This window comes from Ruegeria sp. AL3, assembly GCF_056536065.1.
Map to the genome: position 1 here is coordinate 929,896 of NZ_JBQFJG010000002.1, position 25,079 is coordinate 954,974.

Here is a 25,079-nt window from a genome sequence, read left to right on the forward strand (position 1 = left end):
CGACACCATGTTCAAATACAAAAGCCCTCTGAGCCGGCTTCTCGAAGGTGCCGGCAAATCCAAAGAAGAAGACGTTGCCGAGAAACCGGCCACAGTAGACGGTGCTGTAAGCGAAGAAGAAAAGCAGGAACCCATTGCGGATTTCAACGCTTTGCGCGCCGCATTGGCCGGTGGAAACATGACATCCGAATCCTATGAGGAAACGGATGAACTGATCCCCGAAGAAAAGATGCCCGAGTTTGACGAGGCCGAGCCGGAGGCAGTGGCCGAACCCGAGGAGTCGATCTTTGCCGAAGACAGTTCGGAAGAAGACAACTTGGAAGAGGGCGACGCTCTGAAAAACGTTCTGGTGGAAGAGAATGTCGAAGAACTGGTTGAGGTCGAGCAGGTTGTCACCCTGCATGTGACGGAAACACCCGCCGAGACTTCGCCAGAGGAAGCAACGGCCGAGGTCGTGTCCGAACCTACCGAGCCAGAAGTCGGCGAGGTTGAGGTTGCCGAAGCTCCGGCCCCAGAAGAGAAGCAGGTCGAAGACGCGGTTGAGCCGGTGATTGAGCAGGTTGAAACAGCCCCTGCCCCGGTCGAGGATCGCCGTTCACGGGTCAAGACGACATTTCTGGGATTTGAGCGCGCCGATACGCATGTTCAGGACCTGATCGAATCCTCCGAACCCGTAGCGAAAGCAGAAGCGGCGCAAGAGACATTCCCGGTGGGCTGGCTGGTCGTAACAGCCGGTCCGGGACGAGGTTCAAGCATTACGCTCACCGAAGGCCTGATGCAAATCGGGCGCAACGATGACCAGGCCATTCAGTTGGATTTTGGCGATACCGGCATTTCGCGCTCGAACCATGCAGTCATCGCCTATGACCCCGAAGACCGGAAGTGTTACTTGGGCCATGGCGGCAAGGCCAATCTTGTACGTCTGAACGGCAAACCTGTTCTCAGCACCGTGGCCCTGTCCAACGGAGACCTGATCCGCATCAGCGAAACCTCGATCCGGTTCATGGCCTTCTGCGACGACGGTTTTGATTGGCGGGATTCCTGATAAATGCTGGCAACTCCGGCATATGATGTTGCGCTGATCCTGAACCAGGGTCAGCGGGAAACGCAGGAAGACGCGATTGCAGCCCGCATGTTTGACGCGTCGGACGCGGGCTATGTTGTGATTGCGGACGGTATGGGCGGCCATGAGGCGGGTGAAATAGCTTCGGAAATGGTAGTGGCTGCATGGCGCGACGCGCTGGACGCAGAACTTGAGGCAGAAACCCTGAACGAAGGATCCGCGATAGATGCGCTTCCTTTGGCCGCCATGCAAGCCAATGCCGCGATCGCCAACTACACCGAGGCCAGGGGTCATGGCTTCAACATGGGATCAACCATGTTGGGTGTCCTTCTTCTGGGGCGGCGTGTGTTCTGGATTTCGATCGGCGACAGCCCTCTTTACCTGTTTCGGGACGGAGCGTTGACGCAGGTCAACGAAGACCACTCGATGGCACCCGTGATTGCGTCGAAAGTGGCTTCGGGCGAGATCACCGAAGCGGTGGCCCGGGACATGGACAGCAATCAATTAACGTCCGTGGTTACAGGCGGGGCCATTCCCAAAGTGGATTGCCCGGAAGATCCATTGATCGTGTCGCCCGCCGATGTCCTGATCCTTGGAAGTGATGGGTTGCAGTACATCAGCGACACCGAAATTCAAGCCATTCTGCGGGATCATCAACAGGGGCTGGCTCAAGACATTGCCGAAGCATTGCTGACGGCTGTGCAGGCCAAGGGTGACCCGGATCAGGACAATCTTTCTATCGCAGTGGCGAAACTCACAAGAACCTAAACAGGCAAAGCAACAGGACCCATGATAAAGCACTTACTCATATCAAGCCTTGCCCTTGCTGCCGCCACGGGCGCGGCATCTGCGCAAGAGGCGTGTTCAAGTTATGAAATTCAACGCGGCGATAGCTTACGGGAATTGGCAATCGAAGTTTATGCGACCGAGGACTTTCGCATCATTTTCGACGCGAACCGGGATGTTATCGGTTCCAACCCCAATATCATCCGCGTCGGCGACGTTCTGGAACTGCCCTGTCTGGAAGATGTCGGGCGTGCTCCGGCGCTTGCTGACACCGAGGCAGAGCGGCTGGCCGCCGAAATGGCGGCAGAGCTGGTAAAAGCCGCAGAAGAACGTGCCGAGAAAGCCGTGGCCGAAGCGGAAGCCCGCGTTGCCGCAGCGGAAGCCGAGGCAAAGAACGCGAGTGAAGAGGCGGTCGTTGCAGCACGCGCTGCTGCCAAGGAAGAGATTGAAGCCGCCCGTGCCGAAGCTGCCGCTTTGATCCGAAATGCCGGAACGGGTGAACGGCCCGAAATCCGGGACCGTCAATTGCTGTTGATCACTGGCGGTAACTACGCTCCGTTCACCGATGAATCTCTGCCCAATCGGGGGCTCTATACCCATCTGGTTGAGACAGCGATGTTTCGTGCCGCTCCCGAACAGGCCTACAAGATTCAGTTCGTGAATGACTGGTCTTCGCATCTGGACCTGTTGATGCCGACACTCGCATTTGACGCCACCTTCCCCTGGTCGCGCCCCAATTGCGAAGAGGCCGTTGCGCTGTCGGAAGATGATCGCAATCGGTGCGAGACCTACAATTTCTCAAACCCGTTCTACGAGGTCGTGGATACGTTCTTCGCCCGCGAAGGTTCCGGCTATGAGGAGACATTGACCTATGCCGATTTTGCCGGTGCAACGATCTGCCGGCCAGAGGGTTGGTCTTTGTCTCACATGGACGCTGTAAGCCTGTACGAACCGGTCATCAAACTTCTGCGGCCAACGTCACCGGATGATTGCTTTCACGCTTTGATGGAAGGCACCGCAGATATCGTCGCCATCGAGGCACATCTGGCAGCCGAGGCAATTGAACGGCTTGGGTACAAGCACCGGATTATCGAAAACCCCAACCTTGCGGCCATCAAGTCGCTCAACGTCATGACCCACAAAGATAATCCTGATGGGGAAGCGATCCTTGAGACGCTGAATCAGGGTCTGGCAATCATGCAGCAATCGGGCGAATGGCGCGACATCGTGTCAACCGCCCTGCGTCATCAAATGGAAAATGGATAAGGCCCCGATCTGGCCTGACAAACTAAAGTCTGGAGGAAGTGGACATGTTTAACGAGAAGATGAAAAAGGTAGCGCTTTCAGCAACTGCTATTACCGCTCTGAGCGCAGGTGCCGCTGCAGCACAGGAAGCTTGCACCAACTATACCGTCCAAGACGGCGACACCATGGCGACCATTGCAATCGCAGCCTACGGCACGTCGAACTATCAGCCGATCTTCAACGCGAACCGGAACGAAATCACCAACCCCAACGCTCTGGAGCCAGGTCTGGTTCTGGCCCTTCCCTGTGAGGACGGTAGCCTGCCCAATGGTCAGAGCGCGCAGGAAATCATCGCAGCTGAAGAACAACGCGCGGCCAGCGTCAAACGTTCGAGCGTCTACCAGCCACCGATCAAGCTGGTGACCGGCAATGGCTGGGCACCTTTCGCCGATGAATCGCTGAACGGCGGCGGAGCAATCACCCGTCTGGGCACCACGGCTTTGCAGCGTGGCGGCAACGCGCGCGACTATTCCGTAAGCTTCGTGGATGATTGGAACTCGCACTTGGAAACTCTTCTGCCTCTTGGCGCCTTTGACGTGTCCATGGCGTGGAACATGCCGGATTGCACCAACCGCACCTACGAATGGTCCTGGGAAACCGAGGTGCGCTGCACCCAGTTCGATTCATCTGTTCCGGTCTACGACATTGTCGTCGGGTTCTACACCATTCCGGAAAGCCAGTATGCGAATGCGACAACCTTTGAAGAGCTGAAGGGCGCCACGATCTGCCGTATGGATGGCTGGTTCATCCATGATCTGGAACAGGAAGGTCTGCACAACGGTGAAACCATGACGCTGATGCAGCCGATCACCGCACGCGAATGCCTTGACGCGGTCCTGACCGGCACCGCAGATGTTGCAACCTTTGAAGTTCAGCTGTTCTCGGACACAATGGTTGAAATGGGCCTGAACCAAAACGACCTGGTTGAGAACCCGTACGTGACCTCGCTTTCCTCGCTGCGCTTTATCAGCCACCGCAGCAATCCGTTCGGCAAGCAATACCTGGCGATGCTGAACAAAGGCCTGAACGAGATGCGCGAAACCGGGGAATGGTATGCGATCGTCTCCGACACGCTGCGCGAGCACAACGAAAAACTGATGGCAGCGTCGAACTGATCCCTCGGTTCAGCTGAAACTTTGGGGCCGGTTCTTCAATCGGCCCCTTTTTTGTCAGCGTCAAACACGAGGTTTTTCAGAATGACAAATTTTGGCCTCTTATCTGCTTCATAACAGCCTCAAATACGCAGCACCTTCAACCCCAAGCACGATCATCATTCAATTGATGCCAATGAAAGAGCGTGATTTGCATATGATACAGGGCGCCTTCAATATTCAGAATAACTCACCGTCGTCCGCGACCAGATCGGATTTGGACGTTGCAGTGATCTTGCCCTGCTACAACGAGGCCGTTGCCATAGGTGAAACCGTTCGGCAATTCCGCGCGGCCCTGCCCGACGCAACGATTTACGTATATGACAACAATTCCACCGACGACTCCGTCAAGGTCGCGCTTGAGGCAGGCGCGCAGGTCTATTCCGAAACATACCAGGGCAAAGGCAACGTGGTCCGTCGAATGTTTGCCGACGTTGATGCGGATGTCTACGTTATGGCTGACGGGGATGCGACCTATGACAGCGCGGCGGCGCCGGAATTGATCGACATGCTCGTTTCGCAGAATCTGGATATGGTCAACGGCGCCCGTGTGAATGAAGAAACTGAAGCCTATCGGCGCGGCCACAAATTTGGCAACGCGTTGTTCAGTTGGCTTGTGAAATTCTTCTTCAACAGCAAAATCAACGACCTGCTTTCGGGTTACCGCGTTTTCAGCAGACGCTTTGTCAAAAGCTTCCCCGCAGTATCAAACGGGTTCGAGATTGAAACAGAGCTAACAGTTCATGCGATGCAGATGCGCATGCCAATCGGTGAGGTTCAAACAAGGTATTCGTCACGCCTGCCGGATTCGAACTCTAAGCTGGCGACGTTTTCCGACGGGTGGCGGATTCTCAAAATGATCGGCTTGTTGATCAAGGATGAAAAGCCCGTTGCGTTTTTCCTGTCATTGGCCGTGTTGATGTTTTTGCCTTCGCTCTTTGTGTTTGCATCCGTATTCCGGGAATTTTTGGAAACAGGGCTTGTCGATAGAATTCCGTCTGTCGTCGTCGCAGTATCCGGTTTTGTTGCGACAATGCTGTCCATCGTCTGCGCTTTGATTCTGGAATCTCTGGCTCTTGCCCGGAGGGAAGCACGTCGTCTGTCATATTTGCAGCACAAAGGTGTAGCTGCGTCAGGCGTTGACCAAATCAAGCCATCGCTTGTCGAGGCTCAAACCCGTCGATTTGGCTGATTAAAATCAACCCCCAGTTCAATGCTAGGCAAATGAACGGCCTGTTCGCGCGTAAGCGTCTGAACACGCTGGTTTGTTCAAGGATTTGGTGAACCAGATACGCAAATGGCCAGCACCCCAAATGCCGGCCATTTTTCTGAGTGAGTGATATAGCCCTAAGGCCTCACCAGTGAAATTCTTTGTCCCCAAATACCTAACGCGGACTGAAAACCGGCGCTATTGGGGGAATCCCGTAAATCTTAAATTTTTCCAAAAATCAGGATTTTTCGATCCTTGCTGACCGCCCTGTTCGCAGTTTCAGGAAAGCGATCGAAATTTGCGCCTGGTGTCCGGACGGCCCAAGCGCTGGAACCCAACGTGATGCGCAGATGTTTACCGGGCACACATTGCGCAAGTCGTTCATAGGACCTGACAAGGTTGGTTTTAACGGCGCAGCCACAGCAAGCTACAGATCGTCAGGCGTAAGGTTCGGGGCGGGTCTTTGGGCAATCCCGCGTTCCATGAAAAGGACCGCTCAAAGGCGGTCCCTTCGTGTATTGATGTCGGACGAAACTCGCCCGCCTGTTCGACGGCGATCAGCCGATGATTGCGTTCAGCGTAGCGCTGGGGCGCATCACAGCGGCGGTTTTGACCGGGTCAGTGTGATAGTACCCGCCCAAATCCACCGACGGTCCTTGGACTGCGGCCAGTTCCGACAAGATCTGCTCTTCTTTCTCTGCCAGCGCTTTTGCAAGTGGTGCCATTTCAGCTGCCAGATCGGCATCGTCAGATTGGGCAGCCAAGGCTTGGGCCCAGTAGCGCGCGAACCAGTAGTGGCTGTCGCGGTTGTCCGGTTCGCCGACTTTTCGACTTGGCGACCGGTTGTTGTCCAAAATGCCCTGAGTTGCGGCCTCTGCCGCAGCGCCAAGAACACCTGCCTTCGCGTTTCCTTTGGCGTCGGCCAGGAAGTTCAGTGATTCCCCAAGCGCGCAGAATTCACCCATCGAATCCCAGCGCAGGTGATTTTCCTCGACCAATTGCTGCACGTGTTTCGGTGCCGAGCCCCCTGCCCCGGTTTCGAACAGGCCGCCGCCATTCATAAGCTTGACGATCGACAGCATCTTGGCCGAGGTGCCCAGTTCGAGAATCGGGAACAGGTCGGTCAGATAGTCACGCAGCACGTTGCCGGTGATGGCGATGCTGTCCTTTCCGGCGGTGATGGTTTCCAGCGTCTGGCGCGTTGCCTCGCGCGGGGCCATGATCTGGAACTTGTCAGCCACGCCCGCAGCCTCGAGTGCCGGTTCGACATATTTGATCAGCTCTGCGTCGTGGGCACGGTTCGCATCCAGCCAGAAGATCGCCTCGGATCCGGTCAGGCGCTGACGGTCCATCGCCAACTGTATCCAGTTCTCGATCGGCGCCTTCTTGACGGTGCAGGCCCGCCAGATGTCACCCTTTTCGACCTCGTGCGAAAGCAGGGCCTCGCCATTGGCCAGAACGATGCGCATTGAGCCGTCGGCGGGCGCCTCGAAGGTGGTCGGGTGGCTGCCGTATTCCTCGGCCTTCTGCGCCATAAGGCCAACATTTGCGACCGCACCGGCAGTGGCGGGATTCAATGCACCATTGGCTTTGAAGAACTTGATGCTTTCATCATAAACAGTTGCATAGCACCGGTCGGGGATGACGCAATTTGTATCACCCTTGGCACCGGTCTCATCCCAACCCTTGCCGCCCGCGCGGATCACCGCTGGCATCGAAGCATCAATGATCACATCGGAAGGAACATGCAGGTTGGTGATGCCCTTGTCGCTATCCACCATATACATGGATGGACGATCAGACTTGATCGCGTTTATTGCGGCGACGATCTCGGCATTGTTTTGAACACGCTCAAGCAAATCGCCAAGACCCGAGTTCGGATTCACACCCAGCGCATCCAGTTCCGCACCGAATTTGTCGAAAACCGGCGCCAACCAGGCCTTGACCGCATAGCCAAAGATGATCGGGTCCGAGACCTTCATCATTGTGGCTTTCAGGTGCAACGAGAACATTGTGCCGTCTTTCTTGGTGTCCTCGATGGCCTCTGCAAGAAAGGATGACAGTGCTTTGACCGACATGAAGGTCGCATCAGCCACGGTGCCTTCGTCCAGCGGCCACGCGTTCTTAAGGACAGTCACACTGCCGTCTTTGCTGACAAACTCGATCCTTGCATCGCCCGCTTGGGCAGCGGTGATGGTGGACGATTTCTCATTGGCGTAAAAATCGTTGCCCGACATGGACGAGACTTTGGTTTTGCTGTCCGAGGTCCATTCGCCCATGGAATGCGGGTTGTTGCGGGCATAGTTTTTGACAGCCCGCGCCGCACGGCGGTCACTGTTACCTTCACGCAGAACCGGGTTCACGGCCGAGCCTTTGATGGCATCATAACGCGCACGGATCGCCTTTTCTTCGTCGGTCGAAGGTTCTTCGGGATAGGCCGGGATATCATAGCCTTGCGACTGCAACTCTTCTATGGCGGCCACCAGTTGCGGAACCGATGCCGAGATGTTCGGCAGCTTGATCACATTGGCGTCCGGGGTTTTTACCAGCTCACCCAATGCTGCCAGATCGTCCGAGACACGCTGCTCATCCGTCAGGTTTTCGGGGAAGGCTGCCAGAATGCGCCCGGCCAGTGAAATGTCCTTGGTGCCCACGCTGACGCCAGCAGCCGAAGCGAACTTGCGAATGATGGGCAGGAACGAGGCGCTGGCCAGTTCGGGCGCTTCGTCTACAATGGTATACAATATGTCGAAGTTCGATTTATCTGCCATATTCTTTTACCTTTTTAAGCCTTTCGGGGCGTGCGATCCAAGAGTTGAAGCCACTTCAGCGTGGCGCGGGAGGGGCGCGATCACGATACCGCCCCTGGGTGACTCTGTTTTGACAGGGCCTCCCTTAAATCACGTTACGCGGGGAATCAATCATCTGTGCCCGCGCGTTTTGCCACGGGCTGGGCTTGGATGGCTTTTGATGTCATCAGCTCAACGTTTCACCCGGCTGTCTTTGGCGTTTCCCTTCAGGTCACGCCACATGTTTTCCATGAAGCTGCCCGGCTGGTCCCACGAATTTTTTCGGGTTGCGGCCAAGGATTACCGAAATCTCTGCCCTGTCTCGGGATCAAATACCATGGCACGGTCAGGTTGAATGGATATGCCAATCCGGTCGCCGGTTTTGCTGCGCTGGTCATCCCGCTCTTCCACAATCAGTTTGTCCCCATTTGGCGTCAGCAAATACGAGTAGGATACACCCCCAAGCGCTTCGGTCAGGTCCACAGTGCAGGTGTCGGCAGACCGGTCGATGTGAATATGTTCAGGGCGCATCCCCAACGTCACCTTACCCGTTCCGGCAGGAACAGTTGCCGAGACCGGCAATGGCTGGCCCAAAGCGGGATGGGTGACATGGCCGTCGGCATAATCGCAATCAAGAAAGTTCATCGCGGGCGAACCGATGAAACCTGCAACAAACCGGTTGTCGGGATCACGGTACAGATCCATCGGGGCGCCGACCTGTTCGATCCGGCCATCGCGCAGCACCACAATCTTGTCCGCCATCGTCATGGCTTCGACCTGATCATGGGTCACATAGATCATGGTTGCACCGATTTCCTGATGCAGACGCGCGATTTCGACGCGCATCTCGACACGCAATTCAGCGTCCAAGTTGGACAGGGGTTCGTCAAACAGAAAAACCTCGGGCCCGCGTACAATCGCCCGCCCGATCGCAACCCTTTGCCGTTGCCCCCCGGACAGGGCCTTGGGTTTGCGCTTGAGATAAGGATCAAGCTTCAGGATGCTCGAAGCCTCCTGCACCTTCTGGTCGATCTCGGCTTTTGGGACACCATTCATGCGTAGACCAAATCCCATGTTTTCCGCCACTGACATGTGCGGGTAGAGCGCATAAGTCTGAAACACCATCGCCACGCCGCGCTTGGCTGGATCCATATGTGTCACCTCGCGCGATCCGATGTGAATCTCACCTTCCGAGGTTTCTTCCAGCCCTGCAATCATCCGCAACAACGTGGATTTTCCGCACCCTGAAGGCCCTACAAAAACGCAGAACTCACCATCTTCGATTTGCAGGTCGATCCCATGAATGACCTGTGTCTGACCGTACCGTTTGATTGCCCGATTCAGAGTTACACCTGTCATGTCATCAGCATCCTGTCGTTTTTGGAACTAGGGCCTGTTTCGGGAAACCGCCAGGCTTGTGCCTCGGTTCCGATTTGTTCAGCCACGCGCCGCAGGCGCGGCACCCAGGCTTCGAGTTGATCGAAATCCATTCGTTCGGTGGACCCGGTTATCGAAATTGCCCCAAGCATCCGACCGTTCGACGTCAGAACTGGGCAGGCGATGCATATGATGCCAGGCTCGTGCTCTTCATCATCGATGGCAAATCCCCGGCTGCGAATTCTGTCAAGATCAGCCCGCAACATCTTTTCGGATGTCAGAGTTTTGTTGGTGAAGCGGTGATAGCTTTGCTGCGACGCCGCCCTGTTCAACGCATCTTCGTCCAAAAATGCCAGCATCGCCTTGCCGACCCCTGTGCAGTAGGCCGGGCCAACTTTACCAGCCTGAGAGTACATCTCGATTGGTTGTGCGGCGTTGCGTTTGTCGACGTAAAGAACCTGACTGGAATCAAGCTGCGCCAGATGCACGGTTTCACCGGTTTCTTGACTGAGGGCATCCAGAAAAGGCCGCGCTATCGGGGCCAATGAGCTTTGCGTCCATGCCGCATGGGCCAACCGGACCAGTCGCATCCCGGGCGCATAGGTCTGCCTGTCGCGGTCATATGACAGCATTCCCTGGTTGGTGAGGGATTGCAGAAATCGATACAGGGTCGCCTTTGGAAAATCGCTGCTTTCCAAAAGTTCAGCGAATCGAACGGGGCGCTCGAACGATGCCACGTGATCCAGCACATCACATGCTTTGCCTATAGTTCCGTCACCTGACACGGGCCATCATTCTCCTCCGATTTTCCCTCGCCATCCTCACGAGGGTCTTGACAACAGTAACCGAGTCGATGTGTAGTTTTCAATATATAAAACAAGGTTTCACTATTTGGAACCTTATTGGAGAGAAACAGGGAGGAAACTATGTATTCAACTTTCAAGCGCACGACGGCTGCGCTGGCGCTTGGTGTCGCGATGGCGGCACCAGCAGCTGCGGAACTCACCGGAGAGCTGCGGATCTTTCTGGACACATCGAACCCGGCGCCACGCGCGACAATGGAGGCGATGATCGAACGGTTCGGGGCACAGCATCCGGGGTTGGAAATCGAAACAACCGTCATCGACCGCGAAGCCTATAAAACGCAGATCCGGAACTTCCTGACGGCTGACACCCCGGACGTGGCCACGTGGTACGCGGCCAACCGTATGAAACCATATGTCGAGGCGGGTCTGTTCGAGGACGTTTCAGATTTGTGGGCCGAGCCCGAGATCGCCGACAATCTCGCTTCGACCAAGGGCGCTTTGACAATCGACGGCAAGCAATGGGGTGTGCCGTATACCTATTATCAGTGGGGTGTCTACTATCGCAAAGACATCTTTGACGAGCTGGGCCTGAGCGAGCCGACTACTTGGGAAGAAGAACTGTCCAACTGCCAGAAAATCGTCGATTCAGGACGCGCCTGCTACACGATCGGTACCAAGTTCCTTTGGACCGCTGGTGGCTGGTTTGACTACTTGAACATGCGCACAAACGGCTTTGATTTTCATCAGCAATTGGCCAATGGCGAAGTCAGCTGGGAAGACGACCGGGTCAAGCAGACCTTCGCCAACTGGAAACAGTTGATCGACATGGGCGCATTCATCGACAACCACCAGACCTACAGCTGGCAGGAAGCGCTGCCCTTCATGGTCAATGGTGAGGCAGCAGCCTATCTGATGGGCAACTTCGCAGTGGCACCGTTGCGCGATGCGGGCCTGACAGATGACCAGCTGGATTTCTACCAGTTCGTCGCGATCAATCCCGATGTTGAGCTGGCCGAAGACGCTCCGACAGACACGTTCCACATCCCGGCCAATGCTTCGAACAAGGAAGCTGCGCGCGAATTCCTGCGTTTCGTGGTCTCTGCTGATGAACAGACCGAAATCAACAACGGCGCGAATCTCGGCCAATTGCCGGTCAACGCGCAATCCGCTGTGGATGACGACAAGTTCCTGCAACAGGGCTTTGAAATGCTTTCGTCCAACAGCCCCGGTGGGGTAGCCCAGTTCTGGGACCGCGACGCGCCTGCGGAAATGGCCAAAGTGTCCATGGAAGGTTTCCAGGAATTCATGGTCAAACCCGACAACTTGGACCGGATACTGGCCAAACTCGAACGCGCGCGCGAGCGTATTTACGATAACTGATCAGGCAAGGGTCGGGCCAAAGCCCGGCCCACGCTCCTTTGAATCGTAGGGCGGGTTCCGACCCGCCTTGCTCCAACAGACCCGAGTTTCCCATGACAGTTGCAGCCGACGCCTCAGAACAGGAAAGCTGGTTCCATCGCAACCAACAACGCATCGCACCCTGGCTGTTTCTGGCCCCCGGGATGCTGTTCTTCTTGGTCTATGTGATTATCCCGGTATTCCAGTCCTTCAACCTGTCGCTTTACGAGTGGGACGGCCTGGCGCTGCGGAATACGTCGGCTTTCGCAACTACGAAGACCTCTATTGGGAATGGGTAGACCGGGATGCTTTCTACATCTCGATGAAGAACAATCTGATCTGGCTGATCCTGTACCTGGCCGCGATTCCGGCAGGTTTGTTCATCGCCCTGTTCCTGAATCAGACAGTTTGGGGCATCCGCCTGTATAAGTCCCTGTTTTTCTTTCCTTTCGTGATTTCTCAGGTCGTGGTGGGGCTGGTGTTCACCTGGTTCTACGATCCGACCTTCGGGTTGCTGAACGAATTCCTCGACCTCTTCGGCCTTGGTCCCCTGAACGTGCTTGGCGATGAGCGCTTTGTGACCTACGGCATCATCTTCGCCGGCCTCTGGCCACAAACCGCCTATTGCATGATCCTGTACCTCACCGGCCTGAACGCTGTGGACCCGGAACAGATCGAAGCGGGACGCCTGGACGGGGCCAAGGGTTGGAAGATGCTTTGGCACATCATCATCCCACAATTGCGGCCCGCAACCTTTATCGCGTTTGTCGTGACCATCATCGGCGCATTACGGTCATTCGACCTGATCTCGATCATGACACAAGGCGGACCTTTCGGATCCTCCCGCGTGCTGGCCTATTACATGTTCGAGGTCGCCCTGTCCGAATATGGCTTCCGCATGGGTTATGGCGCGGCCATCGCCGTGATCCTTTTCCTGATCATGTTGTGCTTCATCGCCTACTTCCTGTGGTCGATGTACCGTGAAGAGAAGGGGCGCTGAGATGTTTCCCAAACCCATCGAAAAACAACCCCGCGCGGCGCAGATCACGTATCAAGCCATGCTTCCATTGGCCCTTCTGTTGTGGCTGGGTCCCCTGCTGGCGGTTGCTCTTTTCTCGGTAAAACCCGCTGCTGACTTCACCAACGCGAATTACTGGGGAATGCCGTCCAGCTTTGAAGGCGCCTTTAACTATGGTCAGGTGTTCTTTAATTCGGACATGCCGCGATACCTGCTGAATTCATTCATGATCACCGTCCCTACCGTGATCGGAGCGGTGGCGCTCAGCTGCATGACCGGCTTCGCGCTTGGCATTTACAAGTTCAAGTCGAACCTCTGGATCTTTTCATGTTCGTGGCTGGGAATTTCGTGCCCTTTCAGATCCTGATGGTGCCGGTTCGGGATCTGACCCTGCAACTTGGGCTCTACAACACCAAGACCGGGCTGGTCCTGTTTCACATCGCCTTCCAGACCGGGTTCTGCACCCTGTTCATGCGCAACTTCATCCGCGCCCTGCCCTTTGAACTGATCGAGGCAGCACGGGTCGAAGGCATCAGCGAATGGCGCATCTTCTGGTACGTGGTCCTGCCGCTGATGAAGCCCGCGATCGCCGCGCTCAGCGTGCTGATCTTCACCTTCATCTGGAACGACTATTTCTGGGCCGTCGTCCTGACGCAAGGCGCGGAAAGCCAGCCTGTAACTGCCGGAATCACCAGTTTCAACGCACAATTCCGCGCCGCTTATCAATTGATGAGCGCGGGCTCCATCGTGGCGGCTCTGCCACCGGTGGCCATGTTCTTCCTGATGCAGAAACACTTTATTGCGGGTTTGACCCTCGGAGCTGTGAAATGACCAAAATTACCTTTATCGGTGCCGGGTCCACAATTTTCATGCAGAACATCGTTGGAGATGCTCTGTTGACCCCTGCGCTGGCCGACAGTCACTTTGCGCTTATGGATATCGACCCCCAGCGCCTTGCTGAAAGCGAAGCAGTTGCGCGCTCCATGATCCGCTCGGTCGGGGCCGGGGCGACTGTCTCGACCCATACCGACCGCCGTGCGGCGCTGGACGGGGCCGATTTCGTCATCACCGCCTTTCAGGTCGGGGGGTACAAGCCCTGTACGATCACCGATTTCGAGATCCCCAAGCAGTATGGCTTGCGTCAAACCATCGCTGATACGCTGGGCGTCGGAGGAATCATGCGAGGCCTGCGCACGGTTCCGGTGCTTTGGGATGTCGCAGGGGACATGATGCAACTCTGTCCGAACGCGACATTGCTGCAATACGTAAATCCGATGGCCATCAACACCTGGGCACTGGCCGAACGCTTCCCTTCCCTGAAACATGTGGGCCTTTGCCACTCGGTTCAAAATACGGTCGAGGAACTGGCCCATGATCTGGATCTGCCAAAGGATGAGTTCCGCTACAAAGTCGCGGGCGTCAATCACGTCGCATTCTTTCTGAAACTGGAACATCAGGGCCGCGACCTGTATCCGGCACTGCGACGGGGCTATCACGCGGGGAAATTCCCGAAGGCACCGCTGCTGATGCCGCGCTGCCCCAACAAGGTGCGGTACGAGGTGATGGATCATCTGGGCTATTTCTGCACAGAAAGCTCGGAACACCTGGCCGAATACGTGCCGTGGTTCATCAAGGACGGGCGGCAGGACCTGATCGAGGAATTCTCGATCCCGCTGGACGAATACCCCACCCGCTGCGTCGAGCAGGTAGAGATGTGGAAGAAACAGGCCAAGACCCTAACCGACGGGCGCAATATCGATGTCACGCGCAGCCACGAATTCGCCGCCGACCTGATGAACGCGATCGCAACGAACACGCCCTACATGGCCTATGGCAACCTGCCCAACACCGGCCAGATCCCGCAACTGCCCATGGGCGCGGCGGTCGAAACCCCCTGCCTGGTCGACAGCAACGGCGTACAGCCTTCTGTCGTGACCGACATCCCGCCGCAATTGATTGCCCTGATGCGCACCCAGATCAACGTACAGGAACTGACTGTTCGGGCCCTGACAGAACAGAACCCCGAATATATTTATCACGCCGCGATGATGGATCCGCACACCGCCGCCGAACTGGACCTGCGCCAGATCCAGAACCTTGTCACGGATCTGCTGACGGCCCATAACGATTGGCTGCCCGACTGGTGCCGACCGGCCCGCGCCGCCTAATCTTCATCATTTTACAAATACTCAGATCCAACTTCAGCCAAGAAAAACAAAGCCAGACATGATAAAACGCCGCTCACAGCATTGGTATGGAAAACTCGACAAGGATGGCTTCATCCACCGGTCGTGGATGAAAAACCAGGGCTTTCCCGACCACGCTTTTGACGGACGACCCATAATTGGCATCTGCAACACCTGGTCGGAACTGACCCCCTGCAACTCGGGCCTGCGCGACCTGGCCGAGGGCGTAAAACGCGGCGTGTGGGAGGCGGGCGGCTTCCCGGTCGAATTCCCCGTCATGTCGCTGGGTGAAACCCAGATGAAACCCACCGCGATGCTGTTCCGCAACCTGCTGGCCATGGATGTCGAAGAATCGATCCGCGCCTATGGTATTGACGGAGTCGTTCTGTTGGGCGGCTGCGACAAGACCACGCCGGGGCAACTGATGGGGGCGGCGTCAGTCGATCTGCCTTCGATCGTCGTCAGTTCAGGCCCGATGCTGAACGGTAAATACCGTGGACAGGATATCGGATCCGGCACCGATGTCTGGAAATTTTCCGAGGCCGTTCGGGCCGGCGAAATGACCTTGCAGGATTTCATGAACGCTGAATCCGGCATGTCGCGCAGCGCTGGTGTCTGCATGACCATGGGCACGGCGTCCACCATGGCATCGCTGGTCGAGGCGATGGGCATGAGCCTGCCCACCAATGCCGCGCTTCCGGCGGTCGACGCCCGCCGCATGGCGCTGGCGCACATGACCGGCCGGCGCATCGTCGAGATGGTCGACGAAGACCTCAAGCCCTCGGACATCCTGACCAAAGAGGCGTTCGAGAACGCCATCCTCGCCAATGCCGCCGTAGGAGGCTCGACCAACGCTGTGGTTCACCTGCTGGCGCTGGCGGGGCGTGTCGGGGTTGACCTGACCCTGAAAGACTTTGAAATCGGATCCGAAATACCGCTGCTGGTCAACTGCATGCCGTCGGGCAAATACCTGATGGAAGACTTCTGCTACGCAGGCGGCATGCCGGTTGTACTGAATGAACTCAAATCGTTCCTGCGCCCGGCAAAGACGGTTATGAACAAGGATATCTCAGCACATTACGAAGGGGCCGAGTGTTGCAACTCGGACGTCATCCGTCCCTTCGATGATCCTGTAAAGCCCGCTGCGGGCCTGCGAGTCCTGCGCGGCAACCTTGCGCCGAATGGGGCAATCGTCAAGCCTTCGGCGGCCACTGACGCGCTTCTTGAAACCGAGGGCGAGGCTTTTGTGTTCGACAACATCGAAGATCTGAAGGCCAATATCGACCGTGAAGACCTGCCGGTCACAGCCAAGAGCATTCTGGTGCTCAAAGGGTGTGGCCCCAAGGGGTATCCGGGCATGCCCGAGGTCGGCAACATGCCAATTCCGGCGAAATTGGTGAAAGAGGGTGTGCGAGACATGATCCGGATCTCGGATGCCCGCATGTCGGGAACAGCTTATGGCACCGTCATTTTGCATGTCAGCCCCGAAGCACAGGCGGGTGGCACGCTGGCGCTGGTCAAAAGCGGAGACCGCATCCGTGTTTCAGCCAGCAGCGGCGAACTGGAACTTCTTGTGGACGAAAACGAACTGAACGCCCGCCGCGCCGCGTGGCAACCGGATGATCCGCACTACACACGCGGATATGCAAAACTTTACATCGACCACGTGCTGCAAGCGGATCAGGGGGCGGATCTGGATTTCCTTGTTGGCAAAGACACGCGCCTCGTGACCAGAGAGAGCCACTGATGACCCAACCAGCTACATTCCACGATCTCAACGGGGCCTCCGTCTATATCACCGGCGGCGGCTCGGGCGTCGGTGCGGCGCTGACAGATGGATTCATGGCACAGGGGGCCAATGTGGCCTTCATTGGTCGGTCGGATGCCAGCGGTTTTGTCGAAGAGATGCGCGACAAGCACGGCCGCGCGCCGCTGTTCCTGCAAGGCGACATGACGGATACCGAACTACTGCACGCGACGATGGCCAAGGCTGCCGAGGCTCATGGTCCTTTGAACGTCTTGGTGAACAATGCAGCCAACGACCAACGTCATACGCTTGAGGAAACCACGACGGAATTCTGGGACTGGATGATCGAGGTGAACCTGAAAGCCTATTATTTCGCGTGTCAGGAAGCCGCCCGGCAAATGAAAGATGGCGGGTCGATCATCAATTTCAGCTCGATCAGTTACATGATGGGCAATGCTGGCTATCCGATCTATACGACCTCGAATGCCGGGATCACGGGGATGACACGGTCATTGGCACGAGAACTGGGGCCGAGGAAAATCCGCGTCAACGCTCTGGCCCCCGGCTGGGTTCTGACGCAAAAACAGTTGGATAAATGGGCCACGCCCGAGGATCTGGCGGCGCATTTGGACCGGCAATGTCTGAAAGAGCACCTGAAGCCCGAGGATATGATAGCACCAACACTTTTTCTGGCGTCCAAGGCCAGCCATGCAATGACCGGGCAATGTATGGCTGTTGATGGCGGCGTCGTGGTTTCGGGGTGATGTTATGAACGCTGAATGGATCGCCGTCGACTGGGGAACATCTCATTTACGGGCCTGGGCCATGCAGGGTTCGACTGCGCTGGACCATGCGCAATCCGACAAGGGCATGGCGCATGTCGGGCCTGACGGGTTTCAAGCCGCCCTGCTGGATTTGATCGAAAACTGGTTGCCCGGCGCGCCGGTGGATGTGGTCGCTTGCGGAATGGTCGGCGCACGCCAAGGCTGGGTGGAAGCCCCTTATTCGACCGTGCCGTCGGCCCCCTTGCCCGATGTCCCGATCCGCGTACCCGGATCAGATCCGCGCATCCGGGCCTATGTCATACCCGGTCTGAAACAGACAACCCCGCCGGATGTGATGCGGGGTGAAACCCAGATTGCCGGATTTCTGGGCGCGCGCCAGAATTGGGACGGCGTTATCTGCCTGCCCGGAACCCACACGAAATGGGTTCAGGTAAGCGCTGGCGAGGTTGTAAGCTTTCGTACCTTCATGACGGGTGAGTTGTTCGACCTGCTATGTGGTCAGTCCGTGCTGCGGCACTCTGTAGGCCCGGGCTGGGACGAAGACGCTTTCGCCGAGGCGGTTGCGGATACGTTGTCAAAGCCCGAACAATTGGCTGCGCGTCTTTTCAACTTGCGAGCGGCGGACTTGCTGCAAGGTCAGGCCAAAGCCACCGCACGCGCGCGCTTTCCGGAATGTTGATCGGGGCCGAATTGGCCGCGACACGGCCCTATTGGCTGGGCCAGCAACTGGCCATTATCGGAGCAGAAGGCGTATCGCAGACATATGCAACAGCCCTGCAACGGCAAGGCGCGTTCGTGGAAACCGCAAACGCCACCGAGGCAACTCTGGCCGGGCTTGCGCTGGCCCGAAACATGACAAGGCAAACCGCATGAGCCGTCCCATCATCGCCATATTGCGTGGATTGCAACCACACGAAGCCAAAGCCGTTGGCCGCGCCATTATCGATGCCGGCATCGACCGGATCGAAGTGCCGCTCAATTCTCCGGATCCGCTCAACAGTATCAGAACTTTGGTTGATGCGTTTGGAAACCAGGCCCTGATCGGCGCGGGCACTGTTTTGACAGTCGATCAGGTGGACGCTGTGTCGGCCGCCGGAGGCAAGTTGATCGTATCGCCCAACTATGACGCCGAGGTCATCAAGCGTTCAGTCGCGTTAGGCCTGCAAAGCTGGCCGGGGGTTTACACCCCAACCGAAGCTTTTGCGGCCCTCACGGCCGGGGCCACCGGTTTGAAGCTGTTCCCCGGGGTGATGGCTGGTCCGGCGGGATTGGCCGCCTTACGTCCGGTTTTGCCCATAGGCTCGCTTGTTTTTGCCGTTGGCGGTGCCGGACCCGAAAATTTCGGGCAATGGATCAAAGCGGGCGCAGATGGCTTTGGGATAGGCTCTGCACTTTACAAACCCGGAATGGATGTCGCCGAAATCGCCGAGCGCTCCCGGCATATCGTCACGGCCTATGACGAGGCCGCCGGATGAGCACTATCTTTGACGACCGCCCCTGCGAGTTGGGCGAAGGCCCGTTGTGGCATCCTGAAAGACGTCAGCTTTTCTGGTTCGATATCATAGGCAAACGTCTGATGACCCGCGAGCGGGGAATGCCCAAAAGCTGGAGCTTCGATGAACATGTTTCGGCCGCGGGCTGGGTGGATCGCGATACGCTTCTTATGGCGTCGGAAACGGGGCTGTGGCGTCTCGATTTGCAAGCCGGAAAGCGGAACTTGATCACGCCTCTGGAAGCCGACAACCCCGTGACCCGTTCAAACGATGGCCGCGCCGATCCGTGGGGTGGGTTTGGATCGGCACAATGGGCAAGCAGGCAGAACCCGGGGCCGGATCAATCTATCGCTTCTGGAAAGGCGAGTTGAGACGATTGGTTCCGGATGTGACAATCTCCAACGCGATCTGTTTTGCCCCCGATCGTTCGGTGGCCTATTTCTGCGACACCGCAACGAAACAAGTCAGGCGCTGGCGTCTGAACGCCGAAACCGGGTGGCCGGAAGGCGACAGCGCAGTTTTTCTGGATTTGCGCAAAGAAGGTCTGAACCCGGATGGCGCGGTCATCGATGCCCAAGGGAATATCTGGATTGCACAATGGGGTGCCAGCCGAATTGCGGTATACAAGGCCGACGGCATGTTTCTGAAGGCCGTTGCATTTGACGCATCCCATACGTCATGTCCCGCTTTCGGGGGCGATGAACTGAATACGCTTTTCTGCACAACGGCCCGTCAGGGATTGAACGCAGAAACAATAGACAGCCAACCGACCAACGGCATGACCTTTGCCGCGCGAAATGCAGGTCAGGGTCAGGCAGAACACAAGGTCATCTTATGAAGCCGGAACTGGGCGTTTGTTATTATCCTGAACATTGGCCGGAAGCGATGTGGGCAGACGATGCCGCGCAAATGGTCGAAACAGGCCTTACATGGGTGCGTATTGGCGAGTTCGCGTGGAGCCGCATCGAGCCGCAATCCGGCGTTTTTCAATTCGAATGGCTAGATCGCGCGATTGAGACACTCGGAGCAGCCGGATTGAAGGTCGTGCTGGGCACGCCAACCGCAACACCGCCGCGCTGGATGCTGGACAAACACCCGGATATGCTGGCCGCCGATGAAAACGGCAACCCGCGCAAGTTCGGATCACGGCGGCATTACTGCTTTAGCCATCAAGGCTATATCGACGATCTACCCGCATCGCACGCATATTGGGTGAACGGTTCGGTAGGAACCCGCATGTCGTCGCGTGGCAGATTGACAATGAATACGGGTGTCACGACACCACTCTCAGCTACAGCGCAGCTGCTCAACAGGCATTTCGCCATTGGCTGGCCGAACGGTACGGAACAATTGAAACGCTGAACCAGGCGTGGGGCAATGTGTTCTGGTCGATGGAATATCGCAACTTCAGCGAAATCGACCTGCCCAATCAAACGGTGACCGAGCCGAACCCGGCTCATGTACTGGCATTCCGGCGCTTCAGTTCGGATCAGGTCGCGGCTTTCAACAGAGCACAGGTGGATGCGCTGCGCCCGTTGACTGATGCGCCGCTTTTGCACAATTACATGGGCCGTATTCTGGACTTCGACCATTTCAAGGTTGGCGCGGATCTGGATATCGCCACCTGGGACAGTTATCCGATCGGTTTTCTGTCGGACCGGCTGGATGCCGACGACGCGCACAAGACCGCCTTTTTGCAACAGGGTGATCCGGACATGCAGGCGTTTCACCATGATCTCTACCGGGCGGTCGGGCGCGGCCGTTGGTGGGTGATGGAACAACAACCCGGCCCGGTGAATTGGGCACCGTATAATCCGGCGCCCCTGCCCGGAATGGTGCGTCTTTGGTCCGTGGAAGCCGTGGCTCATGGTGCCGAGGTGGTGAGTTATTTCCGATGGCGGCAAGCCCCGTTTGCGCAAGAGCAAATGCATGCGGGCTTGCTGACATCGAACAATCACCCTGCTGCTGCACTGGCAGAGGCCCGCCAGACCGCAGATGACCTGAACACGTTGGGCGCGGTGCAACAGATACAGGCCAAAGTGGCCATTCTGTTTGATTACGCCTCGGACTGGGCGTGGACCACACAACCACAAGGCGCGGGATTTGATTATTTCCGATTGGTTTTTTCGGCTTACCGCGCGCTGCGACGGGCCGGTCTTTCGGTAGACTTTGTTTCGGCGAAGGACATTCCCGGTGATTACTCGGTGATCTTTGCGCCCGGTTTGGCCACAATGGATCCTGATTTGGAACAACGTTTGGCAGAGAGATGCGATCTTGCCATTCTGGGACCGCGCGGCGGCGCGATCACCCGCGATTTTCAAATTCCTGAAAAGGGCAGACCCGGTCTGAGAAGGATCGATTGCGATGTTGATCTGGTCGAAACTCTGCCGCCCACGGTTGAACGCGCGGTCAAGGGTGGCGGCGCGGCGCGGCATTGGATCGACCGATTGTCAGGAACGGCCAAAGACTTGCTGAGTTTCGAAGACGGAACACCTGCTCTCAAGGCAGGGGACGGAATCTGGTACTTGGCCGGCTTCCCCGATGCAGACCTTTGGGACCGCGTTATAGCCATGGCGGCGGAAGAAGCCGATTTGACATTGCGCAGGATGCCGCAAGGCCTGCGACTGCGCGAGACGGCCGATCATGCCTTCCTGATCAACTACAACGCAGGACCGGTGGATTGGAACGGGCTCACCGTCGAAGGTTGTGACGTCAAAATCCTGAAACGCAATCCGCCCGAACAAACCTGAGGTCAGTCCGGGCGGATGCCGAGGCTACGAACCTGCGCCGCTATTCGTCGTTTTGCAGGCTATTGGGGTCAAACACCCCGCCGAAACCACTGTTATTGGACGGAGTGTTTTCGGATTCAGGCCCACTATCAGCGCCTTCGCTTTCCTCGCCCCCTAAAGAGTTCGGAGCGAAAACATTGCCAAAGCCGCTGTTGTTCGTCGGTTTCGGGGTGGATTGCGCACCGCCCTGTTCCGCTTCTTCAGCTTCGCGTTGCTTGCGGCGTTCTTCACGCTGTTTACGCAACTCCTGAATACGCTGTTCCGCTTCCAGCTGCTTCTGCTCGCGAATATCGGCGATACACTGCGCCGGATTGTAGGTGGCCGCAGTGCCGACAACTGTGATCGTTGCGACGGCAAATACAACCAACAGAACCGCTGCCATGTTGCCGGAAAAGAAGCTGGGCAGTTTGATCTTGCCGGCCAGTTCCTCAACCGTCGCGTTCTTGCGCGCCGCTGCCACCAGTTCCTGACGTTTCAGCTTGGCTTCGTTCAGCAGAGCGAAGAACACTGTCAGCGCCACGATGATGAAGGCCAGCGCCGAGATCGCGGGTGTGATGCCATACCGGACTTTTGGGCCAGCTCGATCGTCAACGTCGGGTATTCACCGAAGGTAAAGGTGGTGGTGTTGTAGTTTTCGAACGATGCGAGGAACGCCAACACCGCTGCCGATGCAATCGCCGGACGCATGAACGGCAACAGGATCTTGCGGAAGGCCTGGGCGTGGCTGGCCCCAAGGTCCAGTGCCGCCTCGGTCAGGGCCACGTCGTAGCGCTGCAAGCGTGCCACCAACACCAGCATGCAGTAGCTGGCGATAAAGGTGGATTGGCCGATCACCGTCAGAAAAATGCCATTTGACAGGAAGCTGTCCGCCCCCAGTCCCAGCATCCGGTTGATACGATCCCAGAACACCAGCGTCGAGATACCCAGAACAACACCCGGGATCAGGATCGGAGCGATAATGATCGTATAGTAAGTCGCCCGCAGCTTTGGCCAGATCTGGGTCAGCATCAATGCGCCCGCCAGACCCATGGCCACTGACAGGATGACCGTGCCGATCCCGATGATCAGTGAGTTCTTGATACCGTTCAGGATGCGCTGATCCTGAAACAACTCGCCAAACCACTGGAAGGTCAGGCATTCCCACGGGCTCATCCGCGGGAAGCCGGACGAGTTGAACGCGGTGATCGACATGATCACAAGCGGGCCAAGCAGATACAGGAAGAAGATCGCCAGATAGACCCAGATGCTTATGCGGAGAAAGGAATTGTTCATTTCCCGATATCCCCCATGTTCACTTTGAACAGGCGCATCATGGCCAGCACGAACAGGATACAGGTCACCAGCAGGACGATCGCATAAGCAGCCCCTTGCGGCCAGTCGTTGTTATCGTTGAACTGCTGATAGATCAGCTGTGTGAACCACAGCGACGACGGCCCGCCCAGTTTGCGGTGCCGCCAGCGCGCCCGCAGACAGCATGAACACCATCGTACAGCCCGAACTGATCCCTGGCTTGGCATAAGGAATGACCACACGCCAATGTATCCGCCACCACGGCGCGCCAAGGTCGCGCGCGGCTTCGATCTGATTTTTGTCCAGGCTTTCTATGACGTTATACATTGGGAAGATCATCAGCAGAATATAGGCATAGCCCAGCCCGGCATAGAGTGCGATATCGTTTCGGATGAAGTCGAACGGCGTATCCCAGACCCCCAGCCCCACGAACAACGTGTTCAGAACACCGGTTTCACCGAAGATAATACGCAACGCAAAGGCGCGCAGGATTTCGTTGATCCAGTAAGGGATGATCAGCATGATCGCGAAGATGCGGATATGGCTGCCTTCGGACTGCCCCAGATAGTAGGCGATCGGATAGCAGATGATCAGGTTGAAAATCGTGACGCAAACGGCCGCCACGAGGGTGCGGAAGAACACCCGCAGGTCAACCGTGTTGTAATCCTGACTGCCACCTTCGGGGCCGTATATCAGGTACTTGTAGTTCTCCAGCGTATAGACGTCCTTCGGCCCGCCAATTTCTGGTGGGGGCAGGTTTGGACGGAACGAGAAATCCAGCATCGACAGCTGCGGCAGGATAATAAGGCCGATTGTCCAGAACAAAACCAGACCTAGGATCGCCAAGCCCATACCGGTGCCGTTGCGATTGAAGAATTCTTTCAGAAATCGGGGCATGAACTGTTCCCTTATTCCGCAGCCAGCTCACCCGCGGGAACGACGACGGCATTATGCGTCTCGTATTCCAGCGTGATGTTCTGTCCGGTGTGGTCCTCGAAGGATTGCCCATGGTTGGGGATCGAGACCTTGATTTCCTTTCCGCCTTCGCCTTCGGTGAAGATGTTGAAGACGTTGCCTTCGAACTCTTCATGATTGACCCGGGCGGTGACGAAGTGATCGCCCGTTGCGCCATCGGGGGCAATTGCAAAGGCCTCGGGGCGGATGAACATCATCGCGTCATCACCTTCTTTCATCTTGCCCTGATTGGCCGTCGAAATCCTTGCCACCAGATCCCCCGAACGGTTGGTCGAGATCAAAGCTTCCTTGCCCATCACTTGCTTGATTTTACCGCGGAACACATTGTTTTCGCCAACGAATGAAGCCGCAAAAGCCGTGTTGGGATCGTTGTAAATCGTCTTCCCGTCGGCGATTTGATCAATCACACCGGCACGCATGACGGCGATATTGTCCGACATGGTCAGCGCTTCACCCTGATCGTGCGTGATGTAGATGAAAGTAATGCCGACACGCTGTTGAATTTCACGCAACTCGGTCCGCATGTGCTGGCGCAGCTTCAGGTCAAGTGCCGACAGAGGCTCATCCAGCAACAGCACGTCCGGTTCGGCGCACAGAGCACGGGCAATAGCAACACGCTGACGTTGACCACCTGACAGTTCACTTGGCAGTTTGTCCCCCCCCCGGTAACGCAATCATGTCCAGAAGCTCATCGGCGCGCCTGCGGCGTTCGGCAGCACTGGCCCCTTTGATTTCCATGGAAAACGTGATGTTTTCCCAGACCTTCATCAGCGGGAACAATGCGAGGTTCTGAAAGATCAGCGCCGTCGGGCGCTTGTTGGGCCCGATGCCACGCATATTGTTGCCACCAATCAGGACGTTGCCTTCGCTTGGTTCAAGAAAGCCGGACACTGCCCTCAGAATGGTTGTTT

At 56.9% G+C, this 25,079-nt stretch carries 16 protein-coding genes and 7 pseudogenes; 15 read left to right on the top strand and 8 right to left on the bottom strand.

Annotation, left to right across the window (positions count from 1 at the left end; all coding sequences use genetic code 11):
- The first annotated feature begins 7 nt into the window (after window positions 1-7).
- The 5 genes from ACR3E6_RS20625 to ACR3E6_RS20645 all read left to right on the top strand — a co-directional run bounded on the left by ACR3E6_RS20625 (window position 8) and on the right by ACR3E6_RS20645 (window position 5,497).
- Window positions 8-1,045: an FHA domain-containing protein gene (locus ACR3E6_RS20625; protein WP_480489115.1), complete on the top strand. Its 1,038-nt coding sequence runs from the start codon at window positions 8-10 to the stop codon at window positions 1,043-1,045.
- A 3-nt stretch (window positions 1,046-1,048) separates the two neighbouring features.
- Window positions 1,049-1,831 (top strand): PP2C family protein-serine/threonine phosphatase, encoded by a 783-nt coding sequence (locus ACR3E6_RS20630; RefSeq protein ID WP_171723769.1) that lies wholly within the window; start codon window positions 1,049-1,051, stop codon window positions 1,829-1,831.
- Between the two features lie 21 nt (window positions 1,832-1,852).
- Window positions 1,853-3,115: a transporter substrate-binding domain-containing protein gene (locus ACR3E6_RS20635; protein WP_171636090.1), complete on the top strand. Its 1,263-nt coding sequence runs from the start codon at window positions 1,853-1,855 to the stop codon at window positions 3,113-3,115.
- Between the two features lie 44 nt (window positions 3,116-3,159).
- Entirely contained in the window at window positions 3,160-4,269 is a 1,110-nt protein-coding gene (locus ACR3E6_RS20640; protein WP_171636092.1) for a LysM peptidoglycan-binding domain-containing protein, read from the top strand.
- Window positions 4,270-4,522: 253 nt separating this feature from the next.
- On the top strand, window positions 4,523-5,497 hold the full coding sequence (locus tag ACR3E6_RS20645) for a glycosyltransferase family 2 protein (protein WP_480489117.1): 975 nt from the start codon (window positions 4,523-4,525) through the stop codon (window positions 5,495-5,497).
- A 575-nt stretch (window positions 5,498-6,072) separates the two neighbouring features.
- Here the strand turns inward: ACR3E6_RS20645 and ACR3E6_RS20650 are convergent.
- From ACR3E6_RS20650 to ACR3E6_RS20660, 3 genes are all read right to left on the bottom strand, one after another.
- A complete protein-coding gene (locus tag ACR3E6_RS20650; protein ID WP_480488187.1) occupies window positions 6,073-8,286 on the bottom strand; it encodes an NADP-dependent isocitrate dehydrogenase in 2,214 nt (737 codons plus the stop codon).
- A gap of 318 nt (window positions 8,287-8,604) precedes the next feature.
- On the bottom strand, window positions 8,605-9,663 hold the full coding sequence (locus ACR3E6_RS20655) for an ABC transporter ATP-binding protein (protein WP_480489119.1): 1,059 nt from the start codon (window positions 9,661-9,663) through the stop codon (window positions 8,605-8,607).
- Window positions 9,660-10,466 (bottom strand): IclR family transcriptional regulator, encoded by an 807-nt coding sequence (locus ACR3E6_RS20660; RefSeq protein ID WP_480489121.1) that lies wholly within the window; start codon window positions 10,464-10,466, stop codon window positions 9,660-9,662. The genes ACR3E6_RS20655 and ACR3E6_RS20660 overlap by 4 nt, the downstream gene beginning before the upstream one ends.
- A 141-nt stretch (window positions 10,467-10,607) precedes the next feature.
- Between ACR3E6_RS20660 and ACR3E6_RS20665 the strand changes: the two genes are divergently transcribed.
- The 10 genes and pseudogenes from ACR3E6_RS20665 to ACR3E6_RS20710 all read left to right on the top strand — a co-directional run bounded on the left by ACR3E6_RS20665 (window position 10,608) and on the right by ACR3E6_RS20710 (window position 21,864).
- Window positions 10,608-11,867: an ABC transporter substrate-binding protein gene (locus tag ACR3E6_RS20665; protein ID WP_480489123.1), complete on the top strand. Its 1,260-nt coding sequence runs from the start codon at window positions 10,608-10,610 to the stop codon at window positions 11,865-11,867.
- A 92-nt stretch (window positions 11,868-11,959) separates the two neighbouring features.
- Window positions 11,960-12,885, top strand: a pseudogene (locus tag ACR3E6_RS20670) (carbohydrate ABC transporter permease).
- 1 nt (window position 12,886) lies between these two features.
- Window positions 12,887-13,734 (top strand): annotated as a pseudogene (locus ACR3E6_RS20675) (carbohydrate ABC transporter permease).
- Window positions 13,731-15,071 carry an alpha-galactosidase gene (melA, locus tag ACR3E6_RS20680; protein WP_480489125.1) on the top strand — a complete coding sequence of 447 codons (1,341 nt, stop codon included), beginning with the start codon at window positions 13,731-13,733 and terminating at the stop codon, window positions 15,069-15,071. Before ACR3E6_RS20675 ends, melA begins: the two are co-directional and overlap by 4 nt.
- 58 nt (window positions 15,072-15,129) lie before the next feature.
- On the top strand, window positions 15,130-16,836 hold the full coding sequence (locus tag ACR3E6_RS20685) for an IlvD/Edd family dehydratase (protein ID WP_480489127.1): 1,707 nt from the start codon (window positions 15,130-15,132) through the stop codon (window positions 16,834-16,836).
- Window positions 16,836-17,600, top strand: coding sequence for an SDR family NAD(P)-dependent oxidoreductase (locus ACR3E6_RS20690; protein WP_171636111.1), 765 nt, complete (start codon window positions 16,836-16,838; stop codon window positions 17,598-17,600). Before ACR3E6_RS20685 ends, ACR3E6_RS20690 begins: the two co-directional genes overlap by 1 nt.
- Before the next feature lie 61 nt (window positions 17,601-17,661).
- Window positions 17,662-18,494 (top strand): annotated as a pseudogene (locus ACR3E6_RS20695) (2-dehydro-3-deoxygalactonokinase).
- Window positions 18,491-19,096, top strand: a complete 606-nt coding sequence (locus ACR3E6_RS20700; protein ID WP_480489129.1) for a 2-dehydro-3-deoxy-6-phosphogalactonate aldolase — start codon at window positions 18,491-18,493, stop codon at window positions 19,094-19,096. Before ACR3E6_RS20695 ends, ACR3E6_RS20700 begins: the two are co-directional and overlap by 4 nt.
- Window positions 19,093-19,952, top strand: a pseudogene (locus tag ACR3E6_RS20705) (SMP-30/gluconolactonase/LRE family protein). The gene ACR3E6_RS20700 and the pseudogene ACR3E6_RS20705 overlap by 4 nt, the downstream one beginning before the upstream one ends.
- Window positions 19,949-21,864 (top strand): annotated as a pseudogene (locus ACR3E6_RS20710) (beta-galactosidase). The pseudogenes ACR3E6_RS20705 and ACR3E6_RS20710 overlap by 4 nt, the downstream one beginning before the upstream one ends.
- A gap of 40 nt (window positions 21,865-21,904) precedes the next feature.
- Here the strand turns inward: ACR3E6_RS20710 and ACR3E6_RS20715 are convergent.
- The 5 genes and pseudogenes from ACR3E6_RS20715 to ACR3E6_RS20735 form a co-directional block, all read right to left on the bottom strand.
- A pseudogene (locus ACR3E6_RS20715) lies at window positions 21,905-23,175 on the bottom strand (ABC transporter permease).
- Window positions 23,176-23,286: 111 nt separating this feature from the next.
- Entirely contained in the window at window positions 23,287-24,090 is an 804-nt protein-coding gene (locus ACR3E6_RS20720) for an ABC transporter permease (protein ID WP_480489131.1), read from the bottom strand.
- 11 nt (window positions 24,091-24,101) lie between these two features.
- On the bottom strand, window positions 24,102-24,746 hold the full coding sequence (locus tag ACR3E6_RS20725) for an ABC transporter ATP-binding protein (protein ID WP_480489175.1): 645 nt from the start codon (window positions 24,744-24,746) through the stop codon (window positions 24,102-24,104).
- Window positions 24,747-24,767: 21 nt separating this feature from the next.
- Window positions 24,768-24,842, bottom strand: a pseudogene (locus tag ACR3E6_RS20730) (hypothetical protein); the annotation flags it as partial.
- A partial coding sequence (locus ACR3E6_RS20735) for an ATP-binding cassette domain-containing protein (protein WP_480489133.1) occupies window positions 24,808-25,079 on the bottom strand: 272 nt, incomplete at its 5' end. The gene ACR3E6_RS20735 and the pseudogene ACR3E6_RS20730, both read right to left, overlap by 35 nt.

Excerpts from the sequence above, each read along its gene's own strand:
- ACR3E6_RS20625 (WP_480489115.1), top strand. The coding sequence starts at position 8 with ATGTTCAAATACAAAAGCCCTCTGAGCCGGCTTCTCGAAGGTGCCGGC.
- ACR3E6_RS20630 (WP_171723769.1), top strand. The coding sequence starts at position 1,049 with ATGCTGGCAACTCCGGCATATGATGTTGCGCTGATCCTGAACCAGGGT.
- ACR3E6_RS20635 (WP_171636090.1), top strand. The coding sequence starts at position 1,853 with ATGATAAAGCACTTACTCATATCAAGCCTTGCCCTTGCTGCCGCCACG.
- ACR3E6_RS20640 (WP_171636092.1), top strand. The coding sequence starts at position 3,160 with ATGTTTAACGAGAAGATGAAAAAGGTAGCGCTTTCAGCAACTGCTATT.
- ACR3E6_RS20650 (WP_480488187.1), bottom strand. The coding sequence starts at position 8,286 with ATGGCAGATAAATCGAACTTCGACATATTGTATACCATTGTAGACGAA.
- ACR3E6_RS20655 (WP_480489119.1), bottom strand. The coding sequence starts at position 9,663 with ATGACAGGTGTAACTCTGAATCGGGCAATCAAACGGTACGGTCAGACA.
- ACR3E6_RS20665 (WP_480489123.1), top strand. The coding sequence starts at position 10,608 with ATGTATTCAACTTTCAAGCGCACGACGGCTGCGCTGGCGCTTGGTGTC.
- melA (WP_480489125.1), top strand. The coding sequence starts at position 13,731 with ATGACCAAAATTACCTTTATCGGTGCCGGGTCCACAATTTTCATGCAG.
- ACR3E6_RS20685 (WP_480489127.1), top strand. The coding sequence starts at position 15,130 with ATGATAAAACGCCGCTCACAGCATTGGTATGGAAAACTCGACAAGGAT.
- ACR3E6_RS20690 (WP_171636111.1), top strand. The coding sequence starts at position 16,836 with ATGACCCAACCAGCTACATTCCACGATCTCAACGGGGCCTCCGTCTAT.
- ACR3E6_RS20700 (WP_480489129.1), top strand. The coding sequence starts at position 18,491 with ATGAGCCGTCCCATCATCGCCATATTGCGTGGATTGCAACCACACGAA.
- ACR3E6_RS20720 (WP_480489131.1), bottom strand. The coding sequence starts at position 24,090 with ATGCCCCGATTTCTGAAAGAATTCTTCAATCGCAACGGCACCGGTATG.